General features: G+C 65.4%; 22 protein-coding genes. 14 read left to right on the top strand and 8 right to left on the bottom strand.

Features of this window, described 5'->3' with window-relative positions:
• The first annotated feature begins 83 nt into the window (after positions 1-83).
• A complete protein-coding gene (locus ACLJEU_RS14975) occupies positions 84-1,265 on the top strand; it encodes a sialidase family protein (protein ID WP_414661638.1) in 1,182 nt (393 codons plus the stop codon).
• A 45-nt stretch (positions 1,266-1,310) separates the two neighbouring features.
• Here ACLJEU_RS14975 and ACLJEU_RS14970 read toward each other — a convergent pair whose 3' ends face one another.
• On the bottom strand, positions 1,311-2,381 hold the full coding sequence (locus ACLJEU_RS14970) for a substrate-binding domain-containing protein (RefSeq protein WP_414661639.1): 1,071 nt from the start codon (positions 2,379-2,381) through the stop codon (positions 1,311-1,313).
• A gap of 215 nt (positions 2,382-2,596) precedes the next feature.
• Here ACLJEU_RS14970 and ACLJEU_RS14965 point away from each other — a divergent pair, with 215 nt between their 5' ends.
• From ACLJEU_RS14965 to ACLJEU_RS14945, 5 genes are read left to right on the top strand one after another with little or no spacing between them, the layout of a single operon-like run.
• Positions 2,597-3,598, top strand: coding sequence for a Gfo/Idh/MocA family protein (locus tag ACLJEU_RS14965; RefSeq protein WP_414661640.1), 1,002 nt, complete (start codon positions 2,597-2,599; stop codon positions 3,596-3,598).
• A 10-nt stretch (positions 3,599-3,608) separates the two neighbouring features.
• Positions 3,609-4,664 (top strand): NAD-dependent epimerase/dehydratase family protein, encoded by a 1,056-nt coding sequence (locus tag ACLJEU_RS14960; RefSeq protein ID WP_457795241.1) that lies wholly within the window; start codon positions 3,609-3,611, stop codon positions 4,662-4,664.
• A gap of 5 nt (positions 4,665-4,669) precedes the next feature.
• On the top strand, positions 4,670-5,008 hold the full coding sequence (locus ACLJEU_RS14955; protein ID WP_414661642.1) for a VOC family protein: 339 nt from the start codon (positions 4,670-4,672) through the stop codon (positions 5,006-5,008).
• A gap of 4 nt (positions 5,009-5,012) precedes the next feature.
• Entirely contained in the window at positions 5,013-5,783 is a 771-nt protein-coding gene (locus tag ACLJEU_RS14950; RefSeq protein WP_414661643.1) for an SDR family NAD(P)-dependent oxidoreductase, read from the top strand.
• Positions 5,784-5,796: 13 nt separating this feature from the next.
• Positions 5,797-6,921 (top strand): DUF4432 family protein, encoded by a 1,125-nt coding sequence (locus tag ACLJEU_RS14945; protein WP_414661644.1) that lies wholly within the window; start codon positions 5,797-5,799, stop codon positions 6,919-6,921.
• Between the two features lie 337 nt (positions 6,922-7,258).
• Here the strand turns inward: ACLJEU_RS14945 and ACLJEU_RS14940 are convergent, their stop codons facing one another.
• The 5 genes from ACLJEU_RS14940 to ACLJEU_RS14920 all read right to left on the bottom strand — a co-directional run bounded on the left by ACLJEU_RS14940 (position 7,259) and on the right by ACLJEU_RS14920 (position 15,321).
• The gene (locus ACLJEU_RS14940) at positions 7,259-9,427 is read right to left on the bottom strand and encodes an outer membrane protein assembly factor BamB family protein (RefSeq protein WP_414661645.1); all 2,169 of its coding nucleotides are present in this window, start codon (positions 9,425-9,427) and stop codon (positions 7,259-7,261) included.
• 66 nt (positions 9,428-9,493) lie between these two features.
• Positions 9,494-13,180, bottom strand: coding sequence for a beta strand repeat-containing protein (locus ACLJEU_RS14935; protein WP_414661646.1), 3,687 nt, complete (start codon positions 13,178-13,180; stop codon positions 9,494-9,496).
• 90 nt (positions 13,181-13,270) lie between these two features.
• Positions 13,271-13,510: a DUF4266 domain-containing protein gene (locus ACLJEU_RS14930; protein WP_414661647.1), complete on the bottom strand. Its 240-nt coding sequence runs from the start codon at positions 13,508-13,510 to the stop codon at positions 13,271-13,273.
• 78 nt (positions 13,511-13,588) lie between these two features.
• Entirely contained in the window at positions 13,589-14,131 is a 543-nt protein-coding gene (locus ACLJEU_RS14925) for a TlpA family protein disulfide reductase (protein ID WP_414661648.1), read from the bottom strand.
• Positions 14,132-14,166: 35 nt separating this feature from the next.
• The gene (locus ACLJEU_RS14920) at positions 14,167-15,321 is read right to left on the bottom strand and encodes a DUF3570 domain-containing protein (RefSeq protein WP_414661649.1); all 1,155 of its coding nucleotides are present in this window, start codon (positions 15,319-15,321) and stop codon (positions 14,167-14,169) included.
• A gap of 428 nt (positions 15,322-15,749) precedes the next feature.
• Between ACLJEU_RS14920 and ACLJEU_RS14915 the strand changes: the two genes are divergently transcribed.
• The 3 genes from ACLJEU_RS14915 (at position 15,750) to ACLJEU_RS14905 (ending at position 19,859) form a co-directional block, all read left to right on the top strand.
• A complete protein-coding gene (locus tag ACLJEU_RS14915) occupies positions 15,750-17,912 on the top strand; it encodes a protein-disulfide reductase DsbD family protein (RefSeq protein WP_414661650.1) in 2,163 nt (720 codons plus the stop codon).
• Positions 17,913-18,126: 214 nt separating this feature from the next.
• Complete coding sequence (locus ACLJEU_RS14910; RefSeq protein ID WP_414661651.1) at positions 18,127-18,801, top strand: response regulator transcription factor; 675 nt, start codon at positions 18,127-18,129, stop codon at positions 18,799-18,801.
• A complete protein-coding gene (locus ACLJEU_RS14905; RefSeq protein ID WP_414661652.1) occupies positions 18,798-19,859 on the top strand; it encodes a HAMP domain-containing sensor histidine kinase in 1,062 nt (353 codons plus the stop codon). Before ACLJEU_RS14910 ends, ACLJEU_RS14905 begins: the two co-directional genes overlap by 4 nt.
• 144 nt (positions 19,860-20,003) lie before the next feature.
• Here ACLJEU_RS14905 and ACLJEU_RS14900 read toward each other — a convergent pair whose 3' ends face one another.
• Entirely contained in the window at positions 20,004-20,687 is a 684-nt protein-coding gene (locus tag ACLJEU_RS14900; protein ID WP_414661653.1) for a hypothetical protein, read from the bottom strand.
• A 132-nt stretch (positions 20,688-20,819) separates the two neighbouring features.
• Here ACLJEU_RS14900 and ACLJEU_RS14895 point away from each other — a divergent pair, with 132 nt between their 5' ends.
• The 5 genes from ACLJEU_RS14895 (at position 20,820) to ACLJEU_RS14875 (ending at position 24,776) form a co-directional block, all read left to right on the top strand.
• Positions 20,820-21,095: an acylphosphatase gene (locus ACLJEU_RS14895; RefSeq protein ID WP_414661654.1), complete on the top strand. Its 276-nt coding sequence runs from the start codon at positions 20,820-20,822 to the stop codon at positions 21,093-21,095.
• A 6-nt stretch (positions 21,096-21,101) separates the two neighbouring features.
• On the top strand, positions 21,102-21,983 hold the full coding sequence (locus ACLJEU_RS14890; RefSeq protein WP_414661655.1) for an ABC transporter ATP-binding protein: 882 nt from the start codon (positions 21,102-21,104) through the stop codon (positions 21,981-21,983).
• Positions 21,980-22,816, top strand: a complete 837-nt coding sequence (locus tag ACLJEU_RS14885) for an ABC transporter permease subunit (protein ID WP_414661656.1) — start codon at positions 21,980-21,982, stop codon at positions 22,814-22,816. The genes ACLJEU_RS14890 and ACLJEU_RS14885 overlap by 4 nt, the downstream gene beginning before the upstream one ends.
• 186 nt (positions 22,817-23,002) lie before the next feature.
• The gene (locus ACLJEU_RS14880; protein ID WP_414661657.1) at positions 23,003-23,785 is read left to right on the top strand and encodes a tetratricopeptide repeat protein; all 783 of its coding nucleotides are present in this window, start codon (positions 23,003-23,005) and stop codon (positions 23,783-23,785) included.
• 109 nt (positions 23,786-23,894) lie between these two features.
• On the top strand, positions 23,895-24,776 hold the full coding sequence (locus tag ACLJEU_RS14875) for a 1,4-dihydroxy-2-naphthoate polyprenyltransferase (protein WP_414661658.1): 882 nt from the start codon (positions 23,895-23,897) through the stop codon (positions 24,774-24,776).
• A 24-nt stretch (positions 24,777-24,800) separates the two neighbouring features.
• On the opposite strand, the gene trxA is transcribed toward ACLJEU_RS14875, so the two are convergent.
• On the bottom strand, positions 24,801-25,130 hold the full coding sequence (gene trxA, locus ACLJEU_RS14870; protein ID WP_414661659.1) for a thioredoxin: 330 nt from the start codon (positions 25,128-25,130) through the stop codon (positions 24,801-24,803).
• Between the last annotated feature and the right edge of the window lie 22 nt (positions 25,131-25,152).

Genomic DNA, 25,152 nt, shown 5'->3' with positions numbered 1-25,152 from the left:
CTTCGCCCGCATTACTCCGGCCGGTTGATCCCGGCTGTCGCACTCCGATTCTCGTTCAGTTCCGAGTCATCGCCCTCGTCGCCATGCCCACCACCCGCCGCTCCTTTCTCGCGCGATCCGCGCAGCTGACCGCCGCCGTTGTTGCCGCCCCGTGGATTTCACGCGCGGCGGAAGCAAAGGCGACGCTGCTCGAGACGAAGGTGATTTCGCAGCAGCCCGAGTTTTATCACGGCTGGCCGACGGTGGCACGACGGCGGAATGGCGAACTCTGGGTCTCGTGGTCCGGCGGCCGCGAGTCGCATGTCGATCCGTTCGGCCAGGTGCACGCGATGACCTCGCGCGACGAGGGCGCGACGTGGAGTTTCCCGCGCGTGTTGCTGGACAGTGCCACGGACGACCGCGACTCGGGCGTCGTCGAGACGGCGAAGGGCGCGCTGCTGGTCACCACCTTTACTTCGCTCGCGTACGAAACGCATCTGCAGAAAGCGAGTGTGTTCGAGGATCTCAAGGACACGGGCTGGGTTTCGAAACGCATGCCCGCGGAGCAAGTGGCGAAGTGGCAGGCGGCGCACGCGCGGCTCACTGACGCGGAGCGCAAGGCGGAACTCGGGGAGTGGTTGATTCGCTCGACCGACGGTGGCCGGTCGTGGTCCACGCGGATTCCCACGGTGGTGAACAGTCCGCACGGTCCGATTCAACTCAACGACGGCCGCCTGCTCTATGCCGGAAAGCAACTGTGGTCGAAGGAGCGGAAGATCGGTGTCGCGGTCTCGGCCGATGACGGCCTCAGCTGGCAATGGCTGGCGGAAATCCCCGCGCGCAAGGACGACAAGGCTTCCGGCTATCATGAACTCCACGCCGTCGAGGCGGCGAACGGCACGATCATCGCGCAGATTCGGAATCACAATCCGGCCAACACCGGCTGGACGCTCCAGTCCGATTCGACGGATGGCGGACGCACGTGGAGCGAGCCGCGCCCGATCTGCTACGGCCTGCCTTCGCACCTGCTGCGCCTGCGCGATCACCGGCTGCTGATGAGTTATGGTTACCGCCGCGCGCCGTATGGCAATCGGGCCCGGGTCAGCGCCGATCATGGCCGGACCTGGGGAGAAGAGTTCGTGATTTCCGCCGACGGCATGAATGGTGATCTCGGTTATCCGAGTACCGTGGAGCTGGCCGACGGCACCTTGTTGACCGTGTGGTATGAAACCATGGCCCAGCCCAAACTCGCCGTGCTGCGCCAGGCGAAGTGGCGGCTGGCCTGAATGGGTTGACGTCGACCTGCGACGGAGATCGGTGCGGTCGATGCGTCAGGTCGTCGTGCCGGCCACCCACTGGGGATCGAGCGTGTGCCGCACGGGCACCGGGCTTTGCAGCGCCTCGACCGCAAGCCGGCCCAGTTCGCGAAAGTCGTAGCGCAGGCAGGTGATGCCCGCGGCGGTCGCGACGTCGGTGCCCATCACGGAGAGCAGGCCGACTTGATCCGGTAGCGTGAGCCCGGCTTGGCGGAGCCCGGCGTGCATGAAGGTCGAGACGTTGTCCTCGGGGCAGAGGATCGCGGTCCGTCGCTTGCTGCGCTGCACACCTGCGATGATCGCCGTGCGCTGACGATCCGTGCCGGCGGCGACCACTTTGCCCAGCCGCTCGCGACAACCCGTGTCGTCGACGGCGCGATCCAGCGCGGCAAAAAACTCGCCCACCGCCGGGTCGCCCGCGAAGGGTTCGATGGGCAAGATGTGTTCGTAGCCGCGCCCGAGCAGATGCGTCAGCGCCTTGAGCGCGCCTGATCGGAAATCCACGCGGACGTTGCCCAACTCGGGCAGGGTGCAGGCGCGGAACAACACCACGGCGGGTTGCAGCCGGTCCAACTGCGTCCGGAGCACCTCATCGCTCCAGACGTGATCGAGCACGAAGCCGCCCGCGGCTTCGCCGTGCCGCGCGAGAAAGTCCTTGAGAATCGCGCGCTGCTGGACCGCGGTGGCAAAGACCGGTGCTTCGTGCGGTTCAGGATGGTTGACGAGCAGGACGTCGTGCCAGAGCAGCATGGTGCGATGCAAGGCACCGCAGCCGAGACTGACGCCCTCGAGGATTTCGCGGTACTGCTCGCTGTCCAGTTCGAGCCGCCGGATCAGGCAGGCGATCGCCTTCGGTCGATCGAGCAGCGTGCGGGCGGCGGCGGGATAGAAGCGCCCGCTGACCGGATGCTGCCAGACGTCGCCCTCGCTCGCCATGCGTTGCAGCAGCCGGTAGGCGGTGGCACTGGCGACACCAAAGCGCTTCGCAAACTCCCGCGTGGTGGGCAGCGCGGCATCCGACGCTGCATCCGTCACGACGCGCCGGAAACGTGCGGCGAGGTCGGGCTTCGGGGTGGTTGATTTCAAAGGCCGGGACGCGGGCGTGCGGGCGTCTTCCATCCCTGACGGAAAGGCCCAACGTCGTCGGAGGGCAAGCGCGGTGTGAAACAAAAAAGAAATGATTCAAACAGTTATTGTGTTGATGCACGCGCGCGCGTCCGACTGTTTGGAGCCGGCTCTGAAATCGATCTCACCGCGGTGCACCCCTTCGCCCGTGTGAGCCCGTTCCCCGACTTTCTCAGATGAAAAAAATACGCCATGGAGTCATTGGTCTCGGCTGGTTCGGTGAAAAACACTGCGAGGCCCTGGCCGGCCTGCCGCACGTGGAGCTGCACTCGCTCTGCACCCGCAACCCCGCGCGCCTGGCCGAAGTCGGCAAGACCTTCGGCGTGCAACGCCAGTTCACCGACTACGCCGCGATGCTGGCGGATCCGGAACTCGAGTCGGTCAGCGTCGTCACGATGTGGGATCAGCACACCGCGCCGGCCGTGGCGGCCCTGCGCGCGGGCAAGCACGTATTTCTCGAGAAGCCGATGGCGTCGAGCGTCGCAGACTGCGACCTGATCGTCGCCGAGGCGAACAAGGCCCGGGGCAGCTTCATGGTCGGTCACATCTGCCGGTTCAATCCGCGCTACGCCGCCGCGAAGCAGGAGATTGCCGCGGGCAAGATCGGCAAAATCGTCTCGCTCTACGCGCGCCGGAACCTGCCGAAGTTTGTCGGCGCCCAGGTGCTGCCGAAAATCGGGCCGATCATCGGCGACGGCGTGCACGACACCGATCTGATGCTCTGGTACACCGGCGCGAAGATCGTCAGCGCCTTCGCCCAGACGGTGAACATCCGCAACCTCGGCAATCCCGATCTGGGCTGGACGATGTACCGGTTCGACAGCGGGGCGATTGGCGTGCTCGAGGACAACTGGTGCCTGCCCGATACCACCGCGTTCCAGATCGACGAACGCATGGAGATCATCGGCACGGAGGGCTCGATTCACATTCACGAGACGCATCCGAATTTCTCGATCTGCGACAAGACGGGCTGGCACTCGCCCGACACCACGTACTGGCCGCTGCTGCACGGCGTGCGGTCGGGCGCGTTGCGTGAGGAGCTCGCTTATTTCACCACCTGTCTCGCGCAGGGGAAGCGGCCGACGGTCATCACGCCGGAGGAATCGCGCGAGGCGGTCCGGGCGTGTCTCGCCGCGGAGAAGTCGGCCGCCACGGGTCAGGTTGTCACGCTCGGATGAGCCGTCGCGTTTGCGCCGCCCGCCGCCGCTGCCGGTGCTCGGGATTTTCACGCTCATCGATCCCGATCATGCCGCGCGCGAGCGGACCCGCCTCATGACAACGACCTCACCCCGCCGTGGTGGCACCGCGGCCGTCTTCGGTGCTGGCGGCAAGCTCGGGCGGCACGTGCTCGCGGCGCTGGCGCGACGCGGCTTCGCGGTGCGGGTGCTCGTGCATCGCACGCCGGTGTCCGGGCCCAACGTCGTCTCCGTCGCGGGCAGCATCGCTGATCCCGCCGCCGTGGATACCGTGGTGCGGGGCGCGGACGTGGTGATTCAGCTCGCGACGGCCAAGGAGGATTCCGCGACGTTCTTCGATGTCAGCGTGCGGGGCACCTTCAACGTACTGGAGGCGTGCCGGCGGCAAAAAATTCGGCAGTTCATCCTCTTCGGCGGCGACGCCGCGCTGGGCATCTGGTTTTATCCGCAACCGATCCCAATCGATGAGAATCATCCGCGCGCGGCCTACCCGGGGCATTACGCGTTTTCGAAGGTGATGGAGGAGGTCATGGCGGAGCAATATTCGATCCAGTACGGAGTGCCCTTCACGGTACTGCGCTCGTCCTGGGTTTTCGAGGACGGCGATCTGCTCAAACACTTTTCGCTGCTGCACAATGTCCGTCCGGCGGAAAAGGGCCACGGCTTCGGCGAGGTGAGCGAGGCGACGCTGGCGCTGGTGCGCGCCGGACAGGAACGCATTCCGGTGCTGACCGACGCTCACGGCACGCCGTTGCGCCGCCATGTTGTCCACGTCGACGACGTGATCCAGGCGTTCGATCGCCTGCTCGAAAATCCGTCGGCGCTCGGCCAGACGTTCAACATCGCCGGACCTGCGGCCTTCGACTATCGCGTCGCGGCGGACTACATTTCCCGGCGCCGGTCGATTCCCATCGTGGAGTTGCGGTGCCCCGACTATCATTCCTTCGAGATCAATATCACGCGCGCTCGCACGCTGCTGGGCTACGCGCCGGAAAATGACATCTTCCGGATGGCGGACCGTGCGATCGCCTTCACTCCAGCCCCCTGAAATCCATGCGCGAATTCCATCACATCGGTTTGCCGACCGACACCAGCCAGCCGGGTGAGGTCTACGTCGAAGACACCAAAGTCTGGGTCACTGATCCACGGAAGCATCCCTACAAGGTGGAGTACTTGCGTTTCGAAAAGGACAGCCCCGTCAAGGGTCCGGTGCGCGATCTGCCGCACATCGGTTTTCGCGTTGACGACATGGCGGAGGCCTTGCGCGGCGAACACGTGCTGCTCGAACCCTTCAGTCCGTCGCCGGGCTTTTTCGTGGCGTTCGTCCTGCGCGACGGCGCGGTCTTCGAGTTCATGACCTTCGAGCACGAGAGCAACCTGCCCTGGAAATAATCCCATGTCCCTGCGCGAAAAAGTCATCATCGTCACCGGCGGCAGTTCTGGCATCGGCGAGGCGTGCAGCCGCCATCTCGCCCAATTGGGGGCGCGCGTGGTGATTGCCTCCAATCAACGCGAAAGCGGGGAGGCGCTGGCCGCGGATCTCCGGGCCGGCGGCCGTAACGTGCAGTTCGTCTACACCGATGTGGCCCAGGAGGAGAGCGTGCAGGCCCTGATGCGGCGCACCGTGGAACTGCACGGCCGCATCGATGGCGTGCATTGCAACGCGGGCGTCTGGGCGCAGGGCAAGGTCACCGACTTCAACGAGGCCGTCTGGAACAAGGTGATGAACGTGAATGTGAAAAGCGTCTTCTGGACCGCGAAGCACGTGCTGCCCGTGATGGAGCGCCAGGGAAAGGGCGTGATCGTCATCACCACGTCGGTGGCGGCCTTCGTCGGCTTTCCCGCCCACGCGCTCTACTGCGCGTCGAAAGCGGCGCTCGAGTCCCTGATCCGTTCGCTGGCCGTGGATCATGCCGGCTGGCTGCGAGTCGCGGGCGTCTGTCCTGGAACCATTGATACGCCGATGCTGGCGGCGACCTGCGCCGGCTGGGACAAGCCGGTGCAGGAACTCTACGCCGACGTCGCGCGACGCATTCCAGTCCGACGGCTCGGCCAGCCGATCGACATTGCCCACGCGGTCGCATTTCTCCTCGGCGACGAGGCGGGTTACATCAACGGCACGTCCATCGTGCTCGACGGCGGCACATTGGCGTTGCCGCCTTGGTAAGGCACGACTCGCCATGCCACGTCGCGTCCAGCCGAAGTCGGGTCCCGCGTTCGACCTGAATAAATTCGAGAACGTCCAACAGCTCGGCGGCATTCGCACGGGCGTGCTCGACGCCCCCGGCGGTGGCGTGCGCGTGGCGCTGGTCGACACGGGTGCCGGCCTGCGCTTCACCGTGGCACTCGATCGGGGCGGCGACATCGTCGACGCCAGCTACAACGACGTCGGGCTGGCATTCCTTTCACCTAACGGCCTGCGTCCACCGAACCCGTCCTACCAGCAGGGTGCGGAGTGGCTGCGCGGGTGGGCGGGCGGATTGGTGACGACCTGCGGCCCGGAATACATGGGCGGGCCGCGCGGCGAGCCCGGCGGCCCCACGTCATTGCACGGCCGCTACTCAAGCAGCCCCGCCGTCGTGGAAACCATTCGCAACCCCGACCCGCGCCGCGGCCGGCTCAAGATGGAGATCGCGCTCATCGTGCGGGACACGCGCATGTTTGGCCCGGCGTTTGAAATCCGGCGCACCCTTCGGTGCACGCTGGGCCGGCCGGAGATCACCATTGAAGATGAAGTGACCAATGTCGGCGATACCGTCAGTGCGCATCACTGGCTCTATCACTGCAACTTCGGCTATCCGTTTCTGGATCAGGGGGTGAGGTTCATCTACCGCGGCCCGGCCCAGTACTGGACCATGCCGGTGCCGGAGGGACAGGGCATCATTCAACCGCTTTCGTCGGCGGCGCTGAACCGGTTGAAGCGCGTGCCCGCGGCGCTGGCCGCTCATGCCGGAGCAGGCGAGCGCGGGGTGATTGTGGGCGTCGAGCCGCAGACCGATGGGCTGTGCCGCGTCGGACTGATCAACGCGCGGCGCCGGCTTGGGGTGGAGCTCACGTATTCACCCCAGTCACTGCCCCGGCTGGCGCACTGGCAGCATTTCGGACCGATGGGGTCGTACGCCACCGCATTGGAACCGTTTCACGGCTCCCTGCTCGGACGCGCGCGTGATCCGCACCCGCTCGCCGAAACCGTGTTGGCGCCGGGGAAGAGCCGAAACTATTCCCTCCAGCTGCGCGTGCTGTACACCGCGAACGCCCTGCGTGATCTCGTCGCCTGCGACGGGCCGCTGCGACCGAGCGGTTGACCTGGCCGTCAGCCGTCGTCGGCTCATTCGCATCGCAGCTTCCGCCAGTTGCCCGCGAATGACGCGAAAGGCCGCGAATCAGAGGAAGTTGAACTCATACCAATCGCTCCGTGCTTTTGGACTTCTGGATCGATCGTGGCTACGAGCGCCAGCGAGTGGCCGTTCGGCCACTCGCTGGCGCTCGTAGCCACGGCTAAAGTCCAAAGGCAAAGAGCGATTGGTATCAGCCCTCAGCAAACAGTGAACTTACACCTTGAGTGGCTGGACTGAATTTCAACGTCCCAATTCGCGTCCATTCGCGTGATTCGCGGGAGCTCCTCTGCGTGGGTCTTTTCGCTTAGCGCACGGAGTCCGCCGAAGCGGGCAGCGCGAAGGCGACAATCTTGCCGCCGGCGGGGCGCCCGGATTTTCCACCACCGGCCGAGATCACCACGAACTGGCGGCCGTCGACCATGTAGACACTCGGCGTCGCGTTGCCGCTGAACGGGAGCGGTGCCTGCCACAGGATGGAACCGTTCGTCTTGTCGAAGGCCCGGATTGTTTCGTCGGCCGAGGCGGCGATGAAAATCACCCCACCGGCCGTCACCACGGGACCGCCGTAGTTTTCCGTGCCCGTCGGCGGGAGGCCGCGCGCCTTGAGCTCGGGGTACTCGCCCAGCGGCACCTTCCATTTGATCTCACCGGTGTTGAGATCGACGGCGTTCAACGTGCCCCACGGCGGCTTGATCGCCGGATAGCCCGCTTGATCGGTCCAGCGGCGGAAACCACCAAACGCATACGGCGGCGTATTCCGCGCCGTCGCCTTCGCGGTGGGCGAGGTGGCTTCGTCGGGACGGCCCGTGGCGGCAGATCGACCAAGGACATAGTCGAGAATCGCTGCGCGTTGCGCATCAGGCAGCCGATCGAAGGCCGGCATGCGGCCGAAGCCAGTCTGCGTGAGCTTCACGATTTCCTCCGGCGTGCGCCGTTGCGCGACGTCGAGGAGCGAGGGAAATCCCGCGGCCGGAAAACCGGCGCGATCGAGGCCGTGGCACGCCGCGCAGTGAATCAGGTAATCGCGTTCGCCGCGCGGCAGCGGCGAGCCGTCGGCGCGACGCGTTTCCACCATCTGCAGGATCCACGGAATCTCGTTCACGTTGACGTAGTAGATGCCGTCGGGATCGGCCGCTCCGCCGCCCCATTCCATGCCGCCGTCAAAACCGGGAAACATGATCGTCTCCCGCAGGCTCGGCGCGGGAAATGGACCGAAGTTCGGCGACAGCTTGATGCGGTCCTGTGTCAGCGCGAGCGCTTCCGGCGAGATCGGTGACACGTCCTGCTCGGTGTAACGCTGGCGCATCAACGGTGCGGGTTTGGTGGGGAACGGCTGTGTCGCGGCAGCGCGTTCGCCGCGCAATTCCGATGCCGGCACGGGCTTTTCCTCGATCGGCCACAGTGGCTGGCCGGTGACGCGATCGAAAACAAACAACAGGCCGTGCTTCGAGCCCTGCGCGACGGCGTCGATTTTCTTCCCTCCCTGCGTCACCGTCAGCAGGACCGGCGCGCACGGCAGATCCTTGTCGAGCAAATCGTGATGAACGATCTGAAAATGCCAGAGCCGCTTGCCGGTGTTCGCATCGAGGGCGACCAGCGAGTTCGCGAACAGATTGTCGCCATGGCGATCCGCGCCGTAGAAATCGGGCTCGGCTGTCTTTGTCGCGATATAGACAATGCCGCGTTTCTCATCGAGCGCCTGGCCGGACCAAGGCATCACGCCCGTGGCGGTCTTGTAGGCTTCAGGCGGCCATGTGTCGTGGCCCACTTCGCCGGGCCGCGGTATCAAGTGGAAGATCCAGCGGCGTGCTCCGGTGCGCACATCGAGCCCGCGCACGGCTCCGGGTCCGCCAATGCCGCCGATGATCAAGGTGTCCTGGTAGACGACGCCCGGTGTGTTCAGTCCGACCTTCGGCGTGCCTTCGACATCGAGACCGCTGCCGAGCTGAATCGAGCCTCGCTCGCCAAAGCTGGCGATGAGTTTGCCGGTGTCGGGATCGAGGGCGAAGAGATGGTTGCCGACCGCGGTGAACAGACGTTTCTCGCCGCCCGTTTCGTTCTGCCAGAAGACGAGTCCGCGCTGGCGTCGGCCGCCCGCGCCCGCGGGCGTCGACGCCGGATCCCATTGCCAGCGCTCGCGGCCCGTTGCCGCATCGAGCGCAATCACGCGGCGGCTCGGCGTGGCGGTGTAGAGCACGCCGCCCACGATCAGATTGTTGGCCTGGTATTCGCCCTTCTCACCGGTGTCGTACGTCCATGCCACCTGCAACTGGCCGACGTTGGCGCGGGTGATCTGCTGCAGCGGCGAGTAGAGGTTGCGCTGCGGACTGCCGAGATACGTCGACCAGTCGGCCTGGGTAGGCGTTGCTGCCGCGCCCAGGCTCACGAGTGACTGCAGAATGAGGAACGACGCCCCTCCCCAGCGCGACAGCGAACGAAGGCGGCTGGAGAGTGGCGGGGGCGGCAGGGGCATGAACGGATTCACCGGGCTGAAGCGTTCAGGTGTCCGGCCACTTTTCAACCCCGACTCGCGTCAGTATTACGGAAGCTCGTACAACTCCACCAAGGCTTCACCGGTCCCGCCGTCGGCACCGGACACCTGCACGGTGTAGCCGCCGGGTGGCAGCGTGAGGGTGAAGGCCGCGTCTTTCGAGCCGGGGGCGAGGGCGAACGCGCCGACGCTGGAGAAGACGCTGGCGAGCGAGGCATTCCAGGTGTCGTTCTCCGCGATCACGACGCCCGCGGAGTTGAAGATCGAAAGCTTCGGATCGTTAAGCGTGCCTGGGACGCCGAAGACTCCGAGCGTGGGACCGACCGCGCGGATCAGGAGATTCTTCGGACTGGTGCCCGCGACGGTGAAGCCGGCGATGAGGATATCGCCGCCGGTGCCGACGAAATTGCGGGCGGAGATGTTGCTCAAGCGCGGCGACACCCCGGTGCCGGCATCGTAGGCCTCGACGAGAACATTGCCGCCCACCGGGCCGGTGACCTGCGCCGTGTGTCCGCCTTCGACCGTACGCATGAGCGCTGCGTCGAGACTGGTGACCGTCAGCGGAAACGCTCCGACGCTCGCGAACGCCGTGCTGAGATTCCCACCGCCGCCCCAATTGTCGTTTTGGGTCAGCATCGTGGCATCTTTGTAGAGCAGCAGCTTCGGATCGCTCATCGTCCCGGTGACGCCGAAGTTGGCGAGGCCAGGGCCGACTGCACGTACGAGCACGAGTTTGGAGCCGCCCTGCATCGTGAAGCCGACGATAAGGGTTTGCGCGGCGGCGAGCGTGGTGCGCACCGAGACGTTGCTGATGCGGCTGTCGGGTCCGGTGGCAGCGGCGACGCTCACGGTGGCGGCGTTGCTGGTGACCGCACCGACTGAGTTGGTCGCGACGCAGGTGTAGTTGCCTGCATCGGAGGACTGGATACCGGTGAGCGTGAGCGACGCATTGTTCTGCCCCGCGAGCGAGCTGCCGTCCTTGAGCCATTGCAGCGTCGGAGTCGGCGAACCGGTGACCGCGACGGTGAGCGTAACGGTGGCACCAGCAGAAACCGACTGTGCGACCGGTTGGGTGGTGAACGCGGGCGGCGTGTTCGGCACGGGCACCGCGTTGAGCGTCAGCGTCGCGGAATTGCTCGTGGCGGAACTCACCGTGTTCGTGGCGACGCACACATAGCTGCCCGCATCGGATGATTGGACATTGGGCAACACCAGCGAGAGTCCGGTCTGCCCCGCGAGGACAGTGCCGTTCTTGCGCCACTGGAGCGTGGGCACCGGGGAACCGGTTGCGACCACGGCGAACGTGACGGTCGTTCCGGCGTTGACCGTCTGTGAGGTCGGGTGGGTGGTGAAGGCGGGTGCCACCGTGACGGCATTCACCGCAAGAGCGGCGGCGCTGCTGGTGGCCGTTCCGGCCGTATTGGTCGCGATACACGTATAGCTGCCTGCATCGGCGACCTGGACATTCGTCAGGGCCAGCGATGCGCCGGTCTTGCCGGCGAGCGAGCTGCCGTTCTTCTGCCACTGGAGCGTCGGCACCGGAGATCCGGCCGCAACGACAGTGAGGGTGACGTTGGTGCCGGCGTTCACGGACTGCCCGACCGGTTGCGTGGTGAACGTGGGCGCGACGGCACTGACCGTGAGCGTGGCAGCCGAACTGGTGACAGTGCCGCTCGGGTTGGTCGCGGTGCAGGTGTAGCTACCGGCGTCGGTCGCCGTAACCGCGGTCAAGGTGAGCGAGGTGCCGGTCTGACCTGCGAGGGCGCCGCCATTCTTTTCCCATTGCAGCGTGGGCGTCGGCGAGCCCGTGGCGACAACACTGAACGTGACATTGGTACCGGCCGCGACCGTTTGCGTCGTCGGCTGGGTCGTGAACGCCGGGGCGACGGCGACGGTGCTGAGCGTGAGCGTGGCTGCATTGCTGGTGGCGGTGCCCGCGGTGTTGGTCGCGACGCACGAGTAGCTGCCGGCGTCGGCAGCCGTGACGGCGTTCAAGGTGAGCGACGATCCCGTTTGACCGGCGAGATTGCCGCCGTTCTTTTGCCACTGCAGTGTCGGAGTGGGTGAACCGGTGGCGACGATCGTGAAGGTGACATTCGTGCCCGGCGGGACGGTTTGAACCGCGGGATGCGTCGAGAAGGCGGGCGCAATCGTGGCGGCGTTGACCGTAAGGGTGGCGGCATTACTTGTGACGGAGGTCACGCTGTTGGTGGCGACGCAGGTGTAGCTGCCACCGTCGGCGACGGCGACCGAGCTCAGCGTGAGCGACGGGCCCGTCTGGCCGGCAAGGTTACTTCCGTTCTTCTGCCACTGCAGCGTGGGGGTTGGTGAACCCGTGGCTGCGACCGTGAAGGTGACGTTGGCGCCGGCGGTGACGGTCTGCGAGGTCGGATGCGTGGAGAAGGCGGGCGCAACCGTGGCGGCGTTGACCGTAAGGGTGGCGGCATTACTCGTGACCGAGGTCACGCTGTTGGTCGCGACGCAGGTGTAACTGCCGCCGTCGGCGACAGCGACCGAGCTCAGCGTGAGCGACGTTCCAGTCTGGCCGGCAAGGTTACTTCCGTTCTTCTGCCACTGCAGCGTGGGGGTTGGTGAACCCGTGGCTGCGACCGTGAAGGTGACGTTGGCGCCGGCGGTGACGGTCTGCGAGGTCGGATGCGTGGAGAAGGCGGGCGCAACCGTGGCGGCGTTGACCGTAAGGGTGGCGGCATTACTCGTGACCGAGGTCACGCTGTTGGTCGCGACGCAGGTGTAACTGCCACCGTCGGCGAGCGCGACCGAACTCAGCGTGAGCGAGGTGCCGGTCTGGCCGGCAAGGTTACTGCCGTTCTTCTGCCACTGCAGCGTGGGCGTCGGCGAACCTGTGGCTGCGACCGTAAAGGTAACGTTGGCGCCGGCGGTGACGGTCTGGGTGGTCGGATGCGTGGAGAAGGCGGGCGCGACCGTGGCGGCGTTGACCGTAAGGGTGGCGGCATTGCTCGTGACGGAGGTCACGCTGTTGGTGGCGACGCAGGTGTAGCTGCCGCCGTCGGCGACAGCGACCGAACTCAGCGTGAGCGACGTTCCAGTCTGGCCGGATATATTAACGCCGTTCTTCCGCCACTGCAGTGTCGGGGTTGGCGAACCCGTGGCCGCGACGGTGAACGTGACGTTGGCGCCGGCTGTAACAGTCTGCGTGGCGGGGTGGGTGGTGAAGGACGGTGCGGTTGCGGCGACACCACCGGTGACGACGACGGTGTAGGACCAAAGTGGAGACGACGCGCCGCCGGCGTTGGGCTTCTCGTAAGCCCGTAGTGAGAGCACATACGTGCCCGCCGTGGTGGGGGTGCCTGACATGATCAGCACGCCGGTGGGCGTGTTGACCGTGCCTGAGCTGGCGCCGTTGTTGAAGGTCAATCCCGGCGGCACGCTGCCGCCCACGACCCAGGATTCACCCGCGCTCTGCGCGCCGATGGCGCTGAAGGCGACCGTTTTTGACGTGCCCACGGTGGCGGACGTGGGACTGGGCGATGACGGACTCAGCGTCGTGGCACCGGCCATCGAGTGCAGTGCTCCGATCGATCCCACGGCGGCCACGGCAGATTTGAGCAATGCGCCGGCCGGCGAACGCAGGATGATTTCGCTCGCAGTGGTCACGACGCGGACGGCCGGGGTGCGCTGGAGGAGCGCAAGCAACACGGCGCCGGGCAGGTGCAGCCAGTGGAACAGGCGGATGGAGTTGGCGGAGAATTTCATCGGTCGGAGTGCATTCGCGGTTTGGGTGAGACAGGGCACGGCCGCAGCGCGTCGGTGCCGCTTGAGTTGATTCGGGCCGAAGGGATGGCGTTAGTTGCAACCGCAGCCGCTGCCACCCACGCCGCGACCGCCCGTGGCGGACTCGCGCGAGAAGTAGATGTGTTCGGCGAGGGCAGTGTGCAGCGGATCGCGATCAGGGCGCATGGTGAAGTCTGCGAGCGTGGCACGTTCCCAGGGTTGCACCCGGACCAGCGGGGTGTTGGCGCAGCCGCCGAGACCGAAGCCGGCGAGGGCGAGAAGAGCGGTGAAGATGAGCAGGCGATGTTTCATGAGGGATGGATTGGATTTGGGCGCGCAGTGCGAGGGCGCGACCGGGGCGGGCGCGCCGATGGTAGCGTCGACGTTCGACTAGCTTTTCTCGGCGAGCAGAGCGTCGAGTTCGGCCCGGAGCCGCTTGTCACTCGCCTCGCCGTGATAACCGGTGTGGATGGCGCGAACCCGGCCCTGGCGATCGATGATATACGTCGTGGGCATGGTCGGCACCTGCACTGCCCGAACGAGCGACTGGCTCGCGTCGTGCAGCGCGGGAAACGGCGGGGCGAATTTTTTCATGAAGGCCGTATAGGCGGCCGGGCTCTCGTCGACGCTCACGCCCACGAGCACCACCTTTCGCGCCGCATAGTCGGTAGCCACCTTGCCGAGCACCGGAAACGACGCCTTGCACGGCGCGCACCATGAAGCCCAGAAATCGACCACCAGGATTTTTCCCTGGGAGTCGGGCACCGCGCCGCCAGACAACTGGGCGGAGGCGAGGGCGGGAAACGGATCGCCGGTCTTCAACTCGGCGCGGGCGATGGAACCGAGGGCGAGCAGGGACCACACGAGGCCGGCGACAAAAGGACCGGGACGCAGGGTGATGAGGCGGGAACGGAGGGATGGGCGCGATGACATGGTGATGCGGATGGGTTGATGTTTCGTGGCTCGCGTTAACGGGTGAGCGTTGCGCCGATGGTGAACGTGGTGGCGCGGGCGTAGGCGCTCTGCGGTGTGACACCGTCGCGGCCGCGCATGACATAGTGCTCGATGGCTCCGTCCAGTTTGATCCACGTGGCCGGAGTCCAGATGAGCTTCAGGGCCAGATTGCTCGTGCGCATTGCGGACAGGCGGTAGTCCGAGGAGTAGTGAGGCGTGCCTTCGCGCGGCGTGTTGACCGGCGTGATCGGCGTGCGGTTCATATTATAGTAATAGAAGTCTGCTGCGCTCTGACTATATAGCCGAATTCCAGGACTGACGATCACCTGGCTGCCGATCCGCTGGAGCCAGGCGACGTCCACGGTGTGGGCGGCGGTGCCGAAGGTGTCCCGGTAGTAACGGTACGTGGCGTCGACCGCACCGTTCAGCTCGGCGTACGAGCGGTTCAGCGCGAGCAGCGCGATGCCCTTGTTGCGCGCACCCGGCCGGTTCTCGCGAAACGTGCGGGTGAGGAAGAGGTCAGGGATGATCTCGACGTCCTTCTGCACGAGCTTGTAGGGATCGCTCATGTAGCCGGTGGCCCGGCCCCACGTGACGTTGAAGGTGACGGCAGTGCGGCGGTCGAGCAACTGGGTGACGCCGACGATGACATCGTTCGTGCGCTTCCTGGCGCGGTCGGATTGGAAGAAGACCTTCACGTCGTCGTGCGTCCCGGCCACGCCGGTGAGCAGCGTGGTGTTCTTCTGGTTGAAGTCGGTGACGGCGTTCAACGACCAGCCATTGGAGACGTAGTCGCTTTCACGCGAATTGCCGAAGCCGACGGCAAGGTTCACGCGGGGCAGCTGGCGGGCGAGATCGGCGGTCCAGGCCTTGCGCCGGTCGTGGAGGGTGGACAGCGGCACCTGCGTGCTGCCGGCCGGAGCAAGCTGTCCGGTCGGGGTTGCGCCCGTGATGGCGTCAAGCGTGCCCGTGACCTTCGCGTGCCACGCGAGGCCGAAATCGGATGAGAGCAGCGCGCTCTGCGTCTGCACGCTGACGCGTCCGTCGGCCTCGCGGTAGTCGGCGTACTTGTAGGCCAGCGTCTGCTCGCCGCGCGAACCGCGCGGGGTGACGAGGGCCAGGGCGGCGACGAGGGGGAACGGCCAGCGGTGGGATATGAGTGCCTTCATGCGTTATATCAATCGACGGACTACTTCGCCACGATCGACAAGCGCATTGTCTGCAAAATAGAGTAATAGTTCCCGGGAAAAATAGAACGTAAATATTAACGAACGTTAATGATACAGCATTCCACATCAATTATCCACGAGTGAAAGTTTGATCGGAAGCGCCCTGAATCAGCTTCGGCCGTGAAAAGTTATAGATTAAGAAAATTTAATCTATAGAAGGATAATTGTACTTGGCGGTGATGTGAAGTCGGGGCATCTGCTCGGCAGCAGGTACGGTTCAGGATGATTTATACATTTACGGTGGCCTTACTTTTTTGCGTTCGCTGGCGTGCAACGAAGTCGGCCAGGCTTGGTCCAACCGGCCTCCGCGGAGCCGGACTTCAATCGAAGTCCCCGCCCTCCGTGAACTCCAACCCTCACGCGATACCATGAAACTGCGCCTCCTCTCCCGTGCTCTCACGTTCTGCCTGATGATGGTGTCGCCGCGGTTGCACGCGGCGGCGGACGCGGCGTCCGCAGTGCAGGCTTCGCTCGTCGCAGCCGAGGCGTCCGTCCAGCCGGGGCGCCCGATCACCGTCGCGTTGCGCCTGGTCCACGCCCCGCACTGGCACACCTACTGGTTGAATCCGGGCACGGGGATAGCGACGAGTGTGACTTGGAAACTTCCGCCGGGATGGAGCGCCGGTGAGATCCAATGGCCCGCTCCCGCCGTCATTCGGGATCGGTCGGGCGCCGTGGTCGGCACGGGCTACGAGGGAGATCTGCTTCTCCCGATGACGCTGACTCCGCCCGCGGATGCAGTGCCAGGGCAGACCGTTGCGATCGAAGCTTCGGCTGCGTGGCTGATGTGTGCAGATGCCTGTGTCCCAGGCAGCGCCCGCCTTACGCTCCCACTCACCGTCGCGAGCGATCTGCCCCGGACCGATCCTGCGGTCGGAGAAAAGCTTCGTGCGGTGCTCGCGGGTTTGCCGCGAGCCGACCCGGCTTGGAATATTTCAGCCTCGCGCAAGGATGGCTATATTGCCTTGGCCATCACGCCGCGCGAGGCCGGCGGACATGCGCCGCGGGACCTGCGTTTCTTTTCCACGGACGGTTTAGTGGGATATGATCTGCCGCAGTCGGTGAAGCCTGACGGTCGCGGTGGTTTCGTGCTCTCGCTCATGGTTGCGCCCGACGCGCCCAAGCAGGTAACTGAACTGACCGGAGTCGTGACCTCGGAAAACGGCTGGCGATCGGACGGGCAGCTGCGCGGCCTCGCCGTGAATGCGGCTCTCGTCATTGCGGTCGCAGGCGAGCGCGCGAGCGACCCAGGCGCTTCGGTGCCGGCGACTGCCGCCGCCGGCCTCGCCGGCACGCTGGTGCTGGCCTTCGTCGGTGGGCTGATCCTGAACCTCATGCCCTGCGTGTTTCCGGTGCTGGGCATCAAGATTCTCGGGTTCGTCAATCAGGCGGGGCATCAACGCAGCCGCGTGGTGATTCACGGCCTGGCATTCACCGCCGGCGTGCTGGTTTCGTTTTGGACCCTTGCTGGCGCGCTTGCTGTCCTCCGCGCCGGCGGCAGCCAGTTGGGCTGGGGCTTTCAGTTGCAGTCGGCACCGTTCGTTTTCTCCCTCGCCGTGCTGCTGCTGGTGTTTGCGCTGAATATGAGCGGGCTCTTTGAGTTCGGCTTGGGCGCGCCGGCCATGGTGTCCAACGCGCCGTGGATGCAGAAGCCGAAGTCCAACTACGTCGAATCGCTGCTGACAGGGGTGCTGGCAACCGCGGTCGCGACTCCCTGCAGTGCACCGTTCCTCGCCCCGGCCCTCGGTGCGGCGCTCGCGGTGTCGACGGCGTTGTCGTTCCTCATCTTTACCACAATCGCGATCGGTCTCTCGACGCCGTACCTGCTTCTCTCGATTTTTCCGCAAGCGGTGAAGGTGCTGCCGCGCCCCGGCGCGTGGATGGAAACGTTCAAGCAGTTCATGGCATTCCCGCTCTATGCCACGGTCGGCTACCTGATTTGGGTGCTCGCGGCGCAGGCGGGTGATGAAGGCCTGCGCGCTGTGTTGTTTGGTCTGGTGCTCGTGGCGATGGCCGTATGGATGTACGGACGTTGGAACGCCCCGGGGGCGTCAACCGGCCGGGCCCGTTTTGGCCTCGCAAGTCTGGTCGTCGTGGGCGGATTCGGCGTGTGGCTCGGTTGGCCCGGCACTGAGCCTGCTGCCGGTCCGGGTGGCACGCCCGACACCACCAAAGTGGTGTGGGAGACGTGGAGCCCGGAAGTGGTGGAGCGGTTGCGAGCGGAAGGCCGGACAGTGTATGTGGATTTCACGGCGCGCTGGTGCGCGACGTGCCAGACAAACAAGCAGCTGGTGTTCGGTTCCCCGGCGGTCCGGGCGTTTTTCGCCGCTCACAACATTGCCACGCTCCGCGCGGACTGGACGAGCCGGGATGCCCGCATCACCGCGGAACTGGCCCGCTATCAGCGCTCAGCCGTTCCCTGCAACGTCGTCTGGAAGCCGGGAGCGGATCAACCGGTCGTCATGCCTGAGATTCTCACTCCGGGCCTGGTGCTCGACGCCGTCCGGTCCACGCGTGACAGCGGTCAGTAGTCTCCCCGGTGGCACCCCTGGTGCATTTCCTTTTGAGTTCACTCCTGCCATGCCATCCTCTGGAAACAAAGCCCGCCGTGACCGCCCTGCTGAAGCCGCCACCGATCGTGTCGGCCGGCCCGTCCGGTCCGCGAGCGGCCCCAAGAATCCGCCGGGACGTCCCCCCATCCGGATTGAAACTTGCCGCAACCCCGCGGCCTTTCAACGTCGAGTAATGCGCATCCTCCTGGTTGAAGACGATCGGAAGACCGCGGTGCTGGTGGCCAATGCGCTAAAAGCCGAGGGATTCACCGTGGATGTCATGGCGGAGGGCGACGCCGCACTCGCCGCAACCGAGAAGGCGAGATACGACGCGATCGTTCTCGATATCATGCTGGTCGGGCGTGACGGTCTGAGCGTCCTGCGGCGGATGCGGGCCCGGAATGATCAAACGCCCGTGCTGCTCCTTTCGGCCCGCGGCGAAGTGAACGACAAGGTCGAGGGGTTGAACGCCGGCGCGGAGGACTACCTGCCGAAACCGTTCGCGCTCGAGGAACTCGTCGCCCGGGTGCGGGCCCTGCTGCGGCGCGGAGGCGAGATCAAGTCCGTGGTCCTCAGCGTGGCCGATCTCACGCTGGACACGATGACCCGCAGCGCGCGGCGTGGCACCCGCCGGGTGGAACTCACCACGCGCGAGTACCTGCTGCTTGAGTTTCTCATGCGTTCGGCGGGCCGCGTCTGCAGCCGATTGTTGATCCTGGAAAAGGTGTGGGACTACCAGTTCGATCCCGGATCCAACATAGTGGATGTGTTTATAGCAAAGCTGCGGGAAAAAATCGATTCCGGACATGCCGTAAAGCTTCTCTATAGCGTGCGGGGTCAGGGCTATGTTATCAAGGAGGAGGCGTGACGATCACGAAGCGGCTTGGGATCGGCTACGCCACCATGTCGTCGGTGTGCGTGCTGCTGCTGGGCTGGCTGTGGTATCATGAGTTTGTCGAGGAACCGGCCGAGTTTGCCGCGCTCGGCCTCACCGACGCGCACAAGGACACCGCGGCTGAGTTTTTTACCGTGTGCTTTCTCGGCCTTGTCCCGCTGCTGCTCGGATTCGGCTGGTGGTGGACGCGCCGGGTGCTGGCCCCCTTGCGCAGTCTCACCGACGTCGTCGCAGGGATTCAGTCCCATAATCTTCACTTGGACGTGCCGCGAAGTTCCCGGGATGACGAGGTCGGCACGCTTTCCGCCGTCTTCTCGGCGATGACCGGCCGGCTGGACGAGTCGTTTCGCCAGATCCGCGAGTTTACGCTGCACGCGTCGCATGAGTTGAAGACGCCGCTGACCGTGATGCGCGCTCAGCTCGAAAACGCCCGGCGCGAGCGGGAAAGGAGTGCGCCGGGCGAGGTCGAGTGGATCGACAGCCAGATCGACGAGGTGGAGCGGCTCGCCAAGATCGTGGATGCTCTGGCCCTGCTCACCAAGGCGGACGCCGGTCTCGTCGTGTTGGAACGGGCCTCGGTCCCGTTTGAAACCTTGGTGATGGAAATCCACGATGACGCCCAGATTCTCGCGTCACCGTACGGCGTCCGGGTTTACCTCGATCCCTGGGTTGCGGTAAGTGTCATCGGTGACCGCCACCGTTTGCGCCAGCTGTTGCTGATTCTCGTCGACAACGCGGTGAAGTACAACCGGCCGGAAGGGGAGGTGCGCATCTCGCTTCATGTGCTCGCGGGCATGGTCGAACTGCAGATCACCAATGATGGTGGCGGAATTGCCCCGGCGACTCAGCATCGGCTCTTCGAGCGTTTTGTCCGGGGTGAGAACGCGGTCGGCCGGGTCGAGGGCTGCGGGCTGGGCCTGACGATCGCCCACTGGATTGTGCGCGCTCACGGCGGCACCATTGAACTACGACCCGAAGGAACGGATCGCACCAGGTGCGTCGTTCGATTGCCGCTCGCGCCCGGTTCCTGACCCGGTGGAGCTGCGACTAACGCGCCGTCTCCTACGCTCGTCCGCGGCAGGCGCGGATTGCCGCCAATTCAAGTTTCGCTCGGTGGAACTGAGGTGACGCTGCACGACAACAGGCCATCAAAGGAGCGGACCGCGTCCCGGCGGTCAGGTTTCGTCGTCTACCGGACGATCCAACTCGTCACGGCATTCGGCGATCACGCGCAGCCACACTTCACGGAGATCAAAAAGACTCGGCAGCGCGCCTTCGCGCCATGCGACCATGGTGCGGTGCCGTGCGACGGTTTCGTCGTTCAAGATCGCGAACGAGGCATTGAGGGCGCTCAACGCGCGCTTGAACAAACTGACCGCCATCGCGTAGTCGCCGAAGTCCAGCGCGTGAATGGCCTGCACCGCTTCCTCTTCACCGCGGTGCAGCGACGCCAGCAGCGCAACGGCGACCGGCTGGGGAATCTTGCCGGGCTCCGCCGCAACCGTTTCCCACGAGCGCCTCAGGCCGAGGAAAATCGCCTTCGTCGCGATGAAGATCGGATTCTTGTGCAGCGTGTACACCTCGTCCTCATCATCGCCCGAGCTGTCGTCCTCGTCGTCGGCGGAAAACTCCTCCGTGTCGGGCTCCTCGCTCCAGTCGCCCTGACCCCAGTTCATTTTCTCCGCGACCTGGTCGATCCGATCGGCCGCGCCCTTCGCGGCTTCGTAAAAACGCAGGTAGCGGTGGACGGCCTCGTCCTGTTCGCGGAGATAGCGCTCCCAATCGAACTCGTTCCATGCCAGGTCTCCGCGATCGTCCCACTGATTTTCCGAGCCGCCGTCAGAGTCAGAGTTGCTCATCGGTTGTTGCGAAACTGAGAGCGCGAGCGGGCGAAACGCAAATTAAATTCCGGGCTCACCCCTGGACCGGTGGCGTTGGACATTTTGCGAGTTGAACGGCCCGCGGGCGAACCGTACGATTTCTCTCCCCAAATGGCAGCCGTTCATCACGAAAGCGTATTCTTCACCGGTCATGTGCAAGGCGTGGGTTTCCGCTACGCGGTGCTGCAGGTCGCGCGCGAATTCGAAGTGGCGGGCTACGTGTGCAACCTCGCCGACGGCCGCGTGCAGCTCGAGGCCGAGGGTTCCGTGGCCGACGTGGGTGCATTCGTCGAGGCGGTGCAGGAGAAGATGCACGGCTACATTCGCAAAGTGGAACGCAACGGCCGCAAGCGGGCGGCCGAGTTCCAGGGGTTTGTCATCAAATAGATGACAATGTCCGCACGTTCCGCCGCGACGCCCCCGTCCGCCTCGCCGGCCGTCGCCCTGCGCGGGCTGGTGAAGGATTTTTCGATCGGTCTGCGGGGCGTAAAACTGCGCGCCGTCGATCATCTCGATCTCACGGTCGCCGCCGGGCAGGTCTACGGCCTGCTCGGACCCAACGGGTCCGGCAAGAGCACCACGATCAAGCTGCTGCTCGGCCTGCTCGAGCCCTCGGCAGGCTCATGTCAGATTTTCGGCCTGCCGTGCGATCGCGTCGAAGCGCGTCGCGACGTCGGCTACCTGCCGGAGTCGCCCTATTTCTACCGGCATCTGACCGGCCGCGAACTGGTTCGTTTCTACGCGCAGATGGGCGGACTGCGCCGCGCGGGTTTGGCGGTTCGCGTGGCCGAGGTGCTGCACGTCGTCGGTCTGGCCGAGGCGGCGGACCGGCGCGTCGGCACCTACTCGAAAGGCATGCTGCAGCGCGTCGGCCTGGCGCAGGCGATGGTGCACGACCCGCGTTTGCTGATTCTGGACGAACCGACGGCTGGCGTGGATCCGGTCGGGTCCGCGGCGATCACGGAGCTGATTCTAAAACTCAAGGCGCAGGGCAAGACGGTGCTGATCACGTCGCATCTTCTCGGCCAGATCGAGGACATCTGCGATCGCGTCGCCATTCTCGATCGCGGCCGGCTCGTCCTCGAGGGCTCGGTGCCTGACCTCGTCGGCCGCGCGGATCGCCAGGCGCTGGTCGTCGAGGCGCTGCCGCCCGGGGAACTCGAGGAACTGCGCGCGTGGCTCGCGGCGCGCGGACGGAAACTGGAGTCGGTCGAAACCCCGCGCGCCCGGCTCGATCGCATCTTCCTCGATCACGTCGGCGGTAAGAAGCCATGAGCGCCGTGCCGTTTTCACCGTACCGGACGCTCCTGATCGCGCAGAACACGCTGCGCGAGGCCGCCCGGCAGAAGCTCGTCACGTTTCTGGTGTTCCTCGCGCTCGCGCTCGTGCTGGGCGCGCGCTGGTTTCGCGATTTCAACTTCGGCGCGCCGGAGCTGAAGTTTCTCGCGGACTGCGGTTTTGGCGCGATGGCGTTTTTCGGCGCGGCGCTGACGGTGGCGGCGACGGCGCAGCTGTTTTTCAGCGAGATTGAAAATCGCACGGCCCTGACGCTCCTCGCGAAGCCGGTGTGGCGCGCGGAATTCATTCTGGGCAAGTTCCTGGGCATCGCGGCGCTGGCCGGCGTGTTCTGCGTGCTGCTCACGTCACTGCTCGCCGCCGTGCTGTGGTGGCGCGAAGGCGAACTCATGCAGGAGTACGCCGACAACTTCGCGCAAGGGCGTGTGGTCAGTTACCGCCTCGTGGCGCTGGCCGGGCTGATGCAGTGGCTCAAGCTCACGATCCTCGCCGCGTTCTCGCTGCTCGTGGCCACGTTTGCCCAGACGCAGCTTTTCACGGTGGTGACGGGCTTTTTCATCCTCGTGATTTGTCACCTGCAGTACCTGGCCCAGGACGCCTACGCGCGCGGCGGCGCGCTGCTCGGACGAATGCTCGGCGGCGGCATCGCGGCCGTGTTTCCCAATTTCCAGGTGTTCGCGGTCGCCGATTCGCTCAACGCTGCGGACGCCCCGCCGTGGGCGCACGTGGCGCGCATCGGCGTCTATGCCTTCGGCTACATCGCAGTGGCCTGCGGGCTCGCGATCTTCAGTTTTCGCCGCCGTGAAATCTAGCGCAGGCCGCGTTCCAGCCCGGCACGCCATGACGACGCAGCAAGCCAGGAAGCCAGGAGTTTCCATCGTCGAGTCCACGCAGGGTCTCATCATGGCTGCGTTCCTCATGGTTTCCTGGCTTCCTGCTCCAGGGTTGGTTTTTGGCAATATAGGTTCGGGGTGCGCAACCGCGACCAAGGATTCTCGGTGAGACGATCGCGTTTACTTGCTCTGGTGATCGTGGTCGCCGGCCTCGGGCTGGCGGGTTCGTTGCTGAATCGCGTGGTGGCGCCGGCGTGGAGCGCCACGCGGGCACGGCAGCCGGCGCTGCGGCTCGACTCGTCGATGGCGGCCGCGGGGCAGGGGGTCACGCTCGCCTTGCTCGGCGGGTTTCGCGCGCTGGTGGCGGACGCCACGTGGGTGCGCATGTACGTGCTGTGGGAGCGTCACGATCTGCCGTCGGTGCAGACGCTCATCCAGCTCGTCGCGGCGATCGATCCGCGCCCGCTGTACTTCTGGATCAACGGCGCGCGCATTCTCGCGCATGATCTGTCGGCCTGGCGCGTCGAGTCGGCCGGCGGCTACGAACGGATCGGTGCTGCGGGCGAGCAACGGATTGACCGCGAACAGGGCCGCGTGGCGCTCCGCCACCTCGACGCCGCGCTCGCGCATCATCCGGCCAGCGCGGAACTCTGGATTGAGCGCGCGAACATCGAACTGCACCGTCTGCGCGATGTCGGCGCGGCCGCTGAAAGTTACCGGCGCGCGTGGGAGCAGCCGAACGCGCCTTATTATGCGGCACGCCTGCATGCGGAGATGTTGCGACGGATCGGGCGCAAGGCGGAGGCGCGGGAGTTTTTGATGAAGTTGCATCCGACCCTGCCGGCGGGCGATGAAGGCGCGGCCCGGGATCGCGTGCTGGAGCGGATTCAAGAACTTGAGCGCGAGCTAGGCGTGCCGGCGGCGCAGGCATATCAGCCGCCGCCATGAGAAAATTGAACGATGCGTGGATCGTGGAGAGGAACGTATTCATCCGACGAATGCCGCGTCGCCCGCTCGCGGGGTTGACCCGCCGCGCCGCGCTGAACGAAATCCGATCGTGAACGAATCGCGTCTCCAGATCTGGATTTCCTCCGCGCGGCCACGCACGCTGCCGGCGGCGTTTGCTCCCGTGCTGGTCGGTGCGGCGCTGGCGTGGCATGACGGCGTCTTCCGCGCCGCCGCCGCGTTACTCTGCCTGGGGTTCGCGCTGCTGGTGCAGATCGGCACGAACTTCGCGAACGACTATTATGACTTCATGCGCGGGGCCGATACCGCGGCGCGCGTCGGTCCGCGGCGGGCCGTCGCGGCGGGCCTGATTGCGCCGGCCACCATGAAACGGGCGATGTGGGGCGTGTTTGCCGCGGCCTTCATCGTGGGCCTCGGGCTGGTGGCGTGGGGCGGGCCGTGGCTCGTCGCCGTCGGCGTCGCGAGCATTCTCTGCGGCATCGCCTACACCGGCGGGCCGTTCCCGCTCGCGTATCATGGACTCGGAGACGTCTTCGTCGTGATCTTCTTCGGCTTCGTCGCGGTGGGCGGCACGTACTTCGTGCAGGCCGGCCAGCTGACGGCGAATGCGCTGCTCGCGGGCCTGCCGGTCGGGCTGCTGGCGGCAAACATTCTCGTCGTGAACAACTATCGCGACGTCGAGACCGATGCGAAGGCGAACAAGCGTACGCTCGTGGTCCGGCTGGGACGGACCGCCGCGCGCGCCCAGTTTATCGGTTCGCTGCTGATCGCGTTCGCGCTGCCGCTCGTGTTTCTCAGTCGGGGGTTCCGGGCGTGGTGCCTGCTGCCGCTGCTGCTGGCGCCGCTCGGCTGGATCCACGCGGTGCGGCTGCGGGAAAGCAAAACGCCCAGCGAGCTGATAGCTCTGCTGGGCGCGACGGGAAAATTGCTGGCGCTCTACGCGCTGCTGTTCGGAGTTGGGCTCGTGCTTTGACGCCAGCTTTGCGTGGCCTGAAAATCAGGCGACGTGCGCGGCGAGTTTGGCCTTGAGGGCCGCCTTCGGCATCATGCCGACCAAGGTTTCGGCGACCTTGCCGCCCTTGAAGAGGATCATCGTCGGGATCGCACGTACGCCGTATTCGGCGGCCACGGCGTCGTTCTCGTCGATGTTCACCTTGGCGATCTTCAATTTGCCATCGAGTTCGGTGGCCAGCTCCTCGAGCGTCGGCGCGATGGCCTTGCACGGGCCGCACCACGGGGCCCAGAAATCCACGAGGACGGGCGTCGTGGCGGAGGCAATGGCGGACTTGAAGGACTCGGTGGTGAGGTTTGAGATCTTTTCGGACATGTGAATTTAGCGGTTCAGAAAC

The sequence above is a fragment of the Terrisphaera buseokensis genome (assembly GCF_047521145.2).
Lineage (GTDB): Bacteria > Verrucomicrobiota > Verrucomicrobiia > Opitutales > Opitutaceae > ER46.
This window is presented reverse-complemented; position numbering and strand designations above follow the sequence as displayed.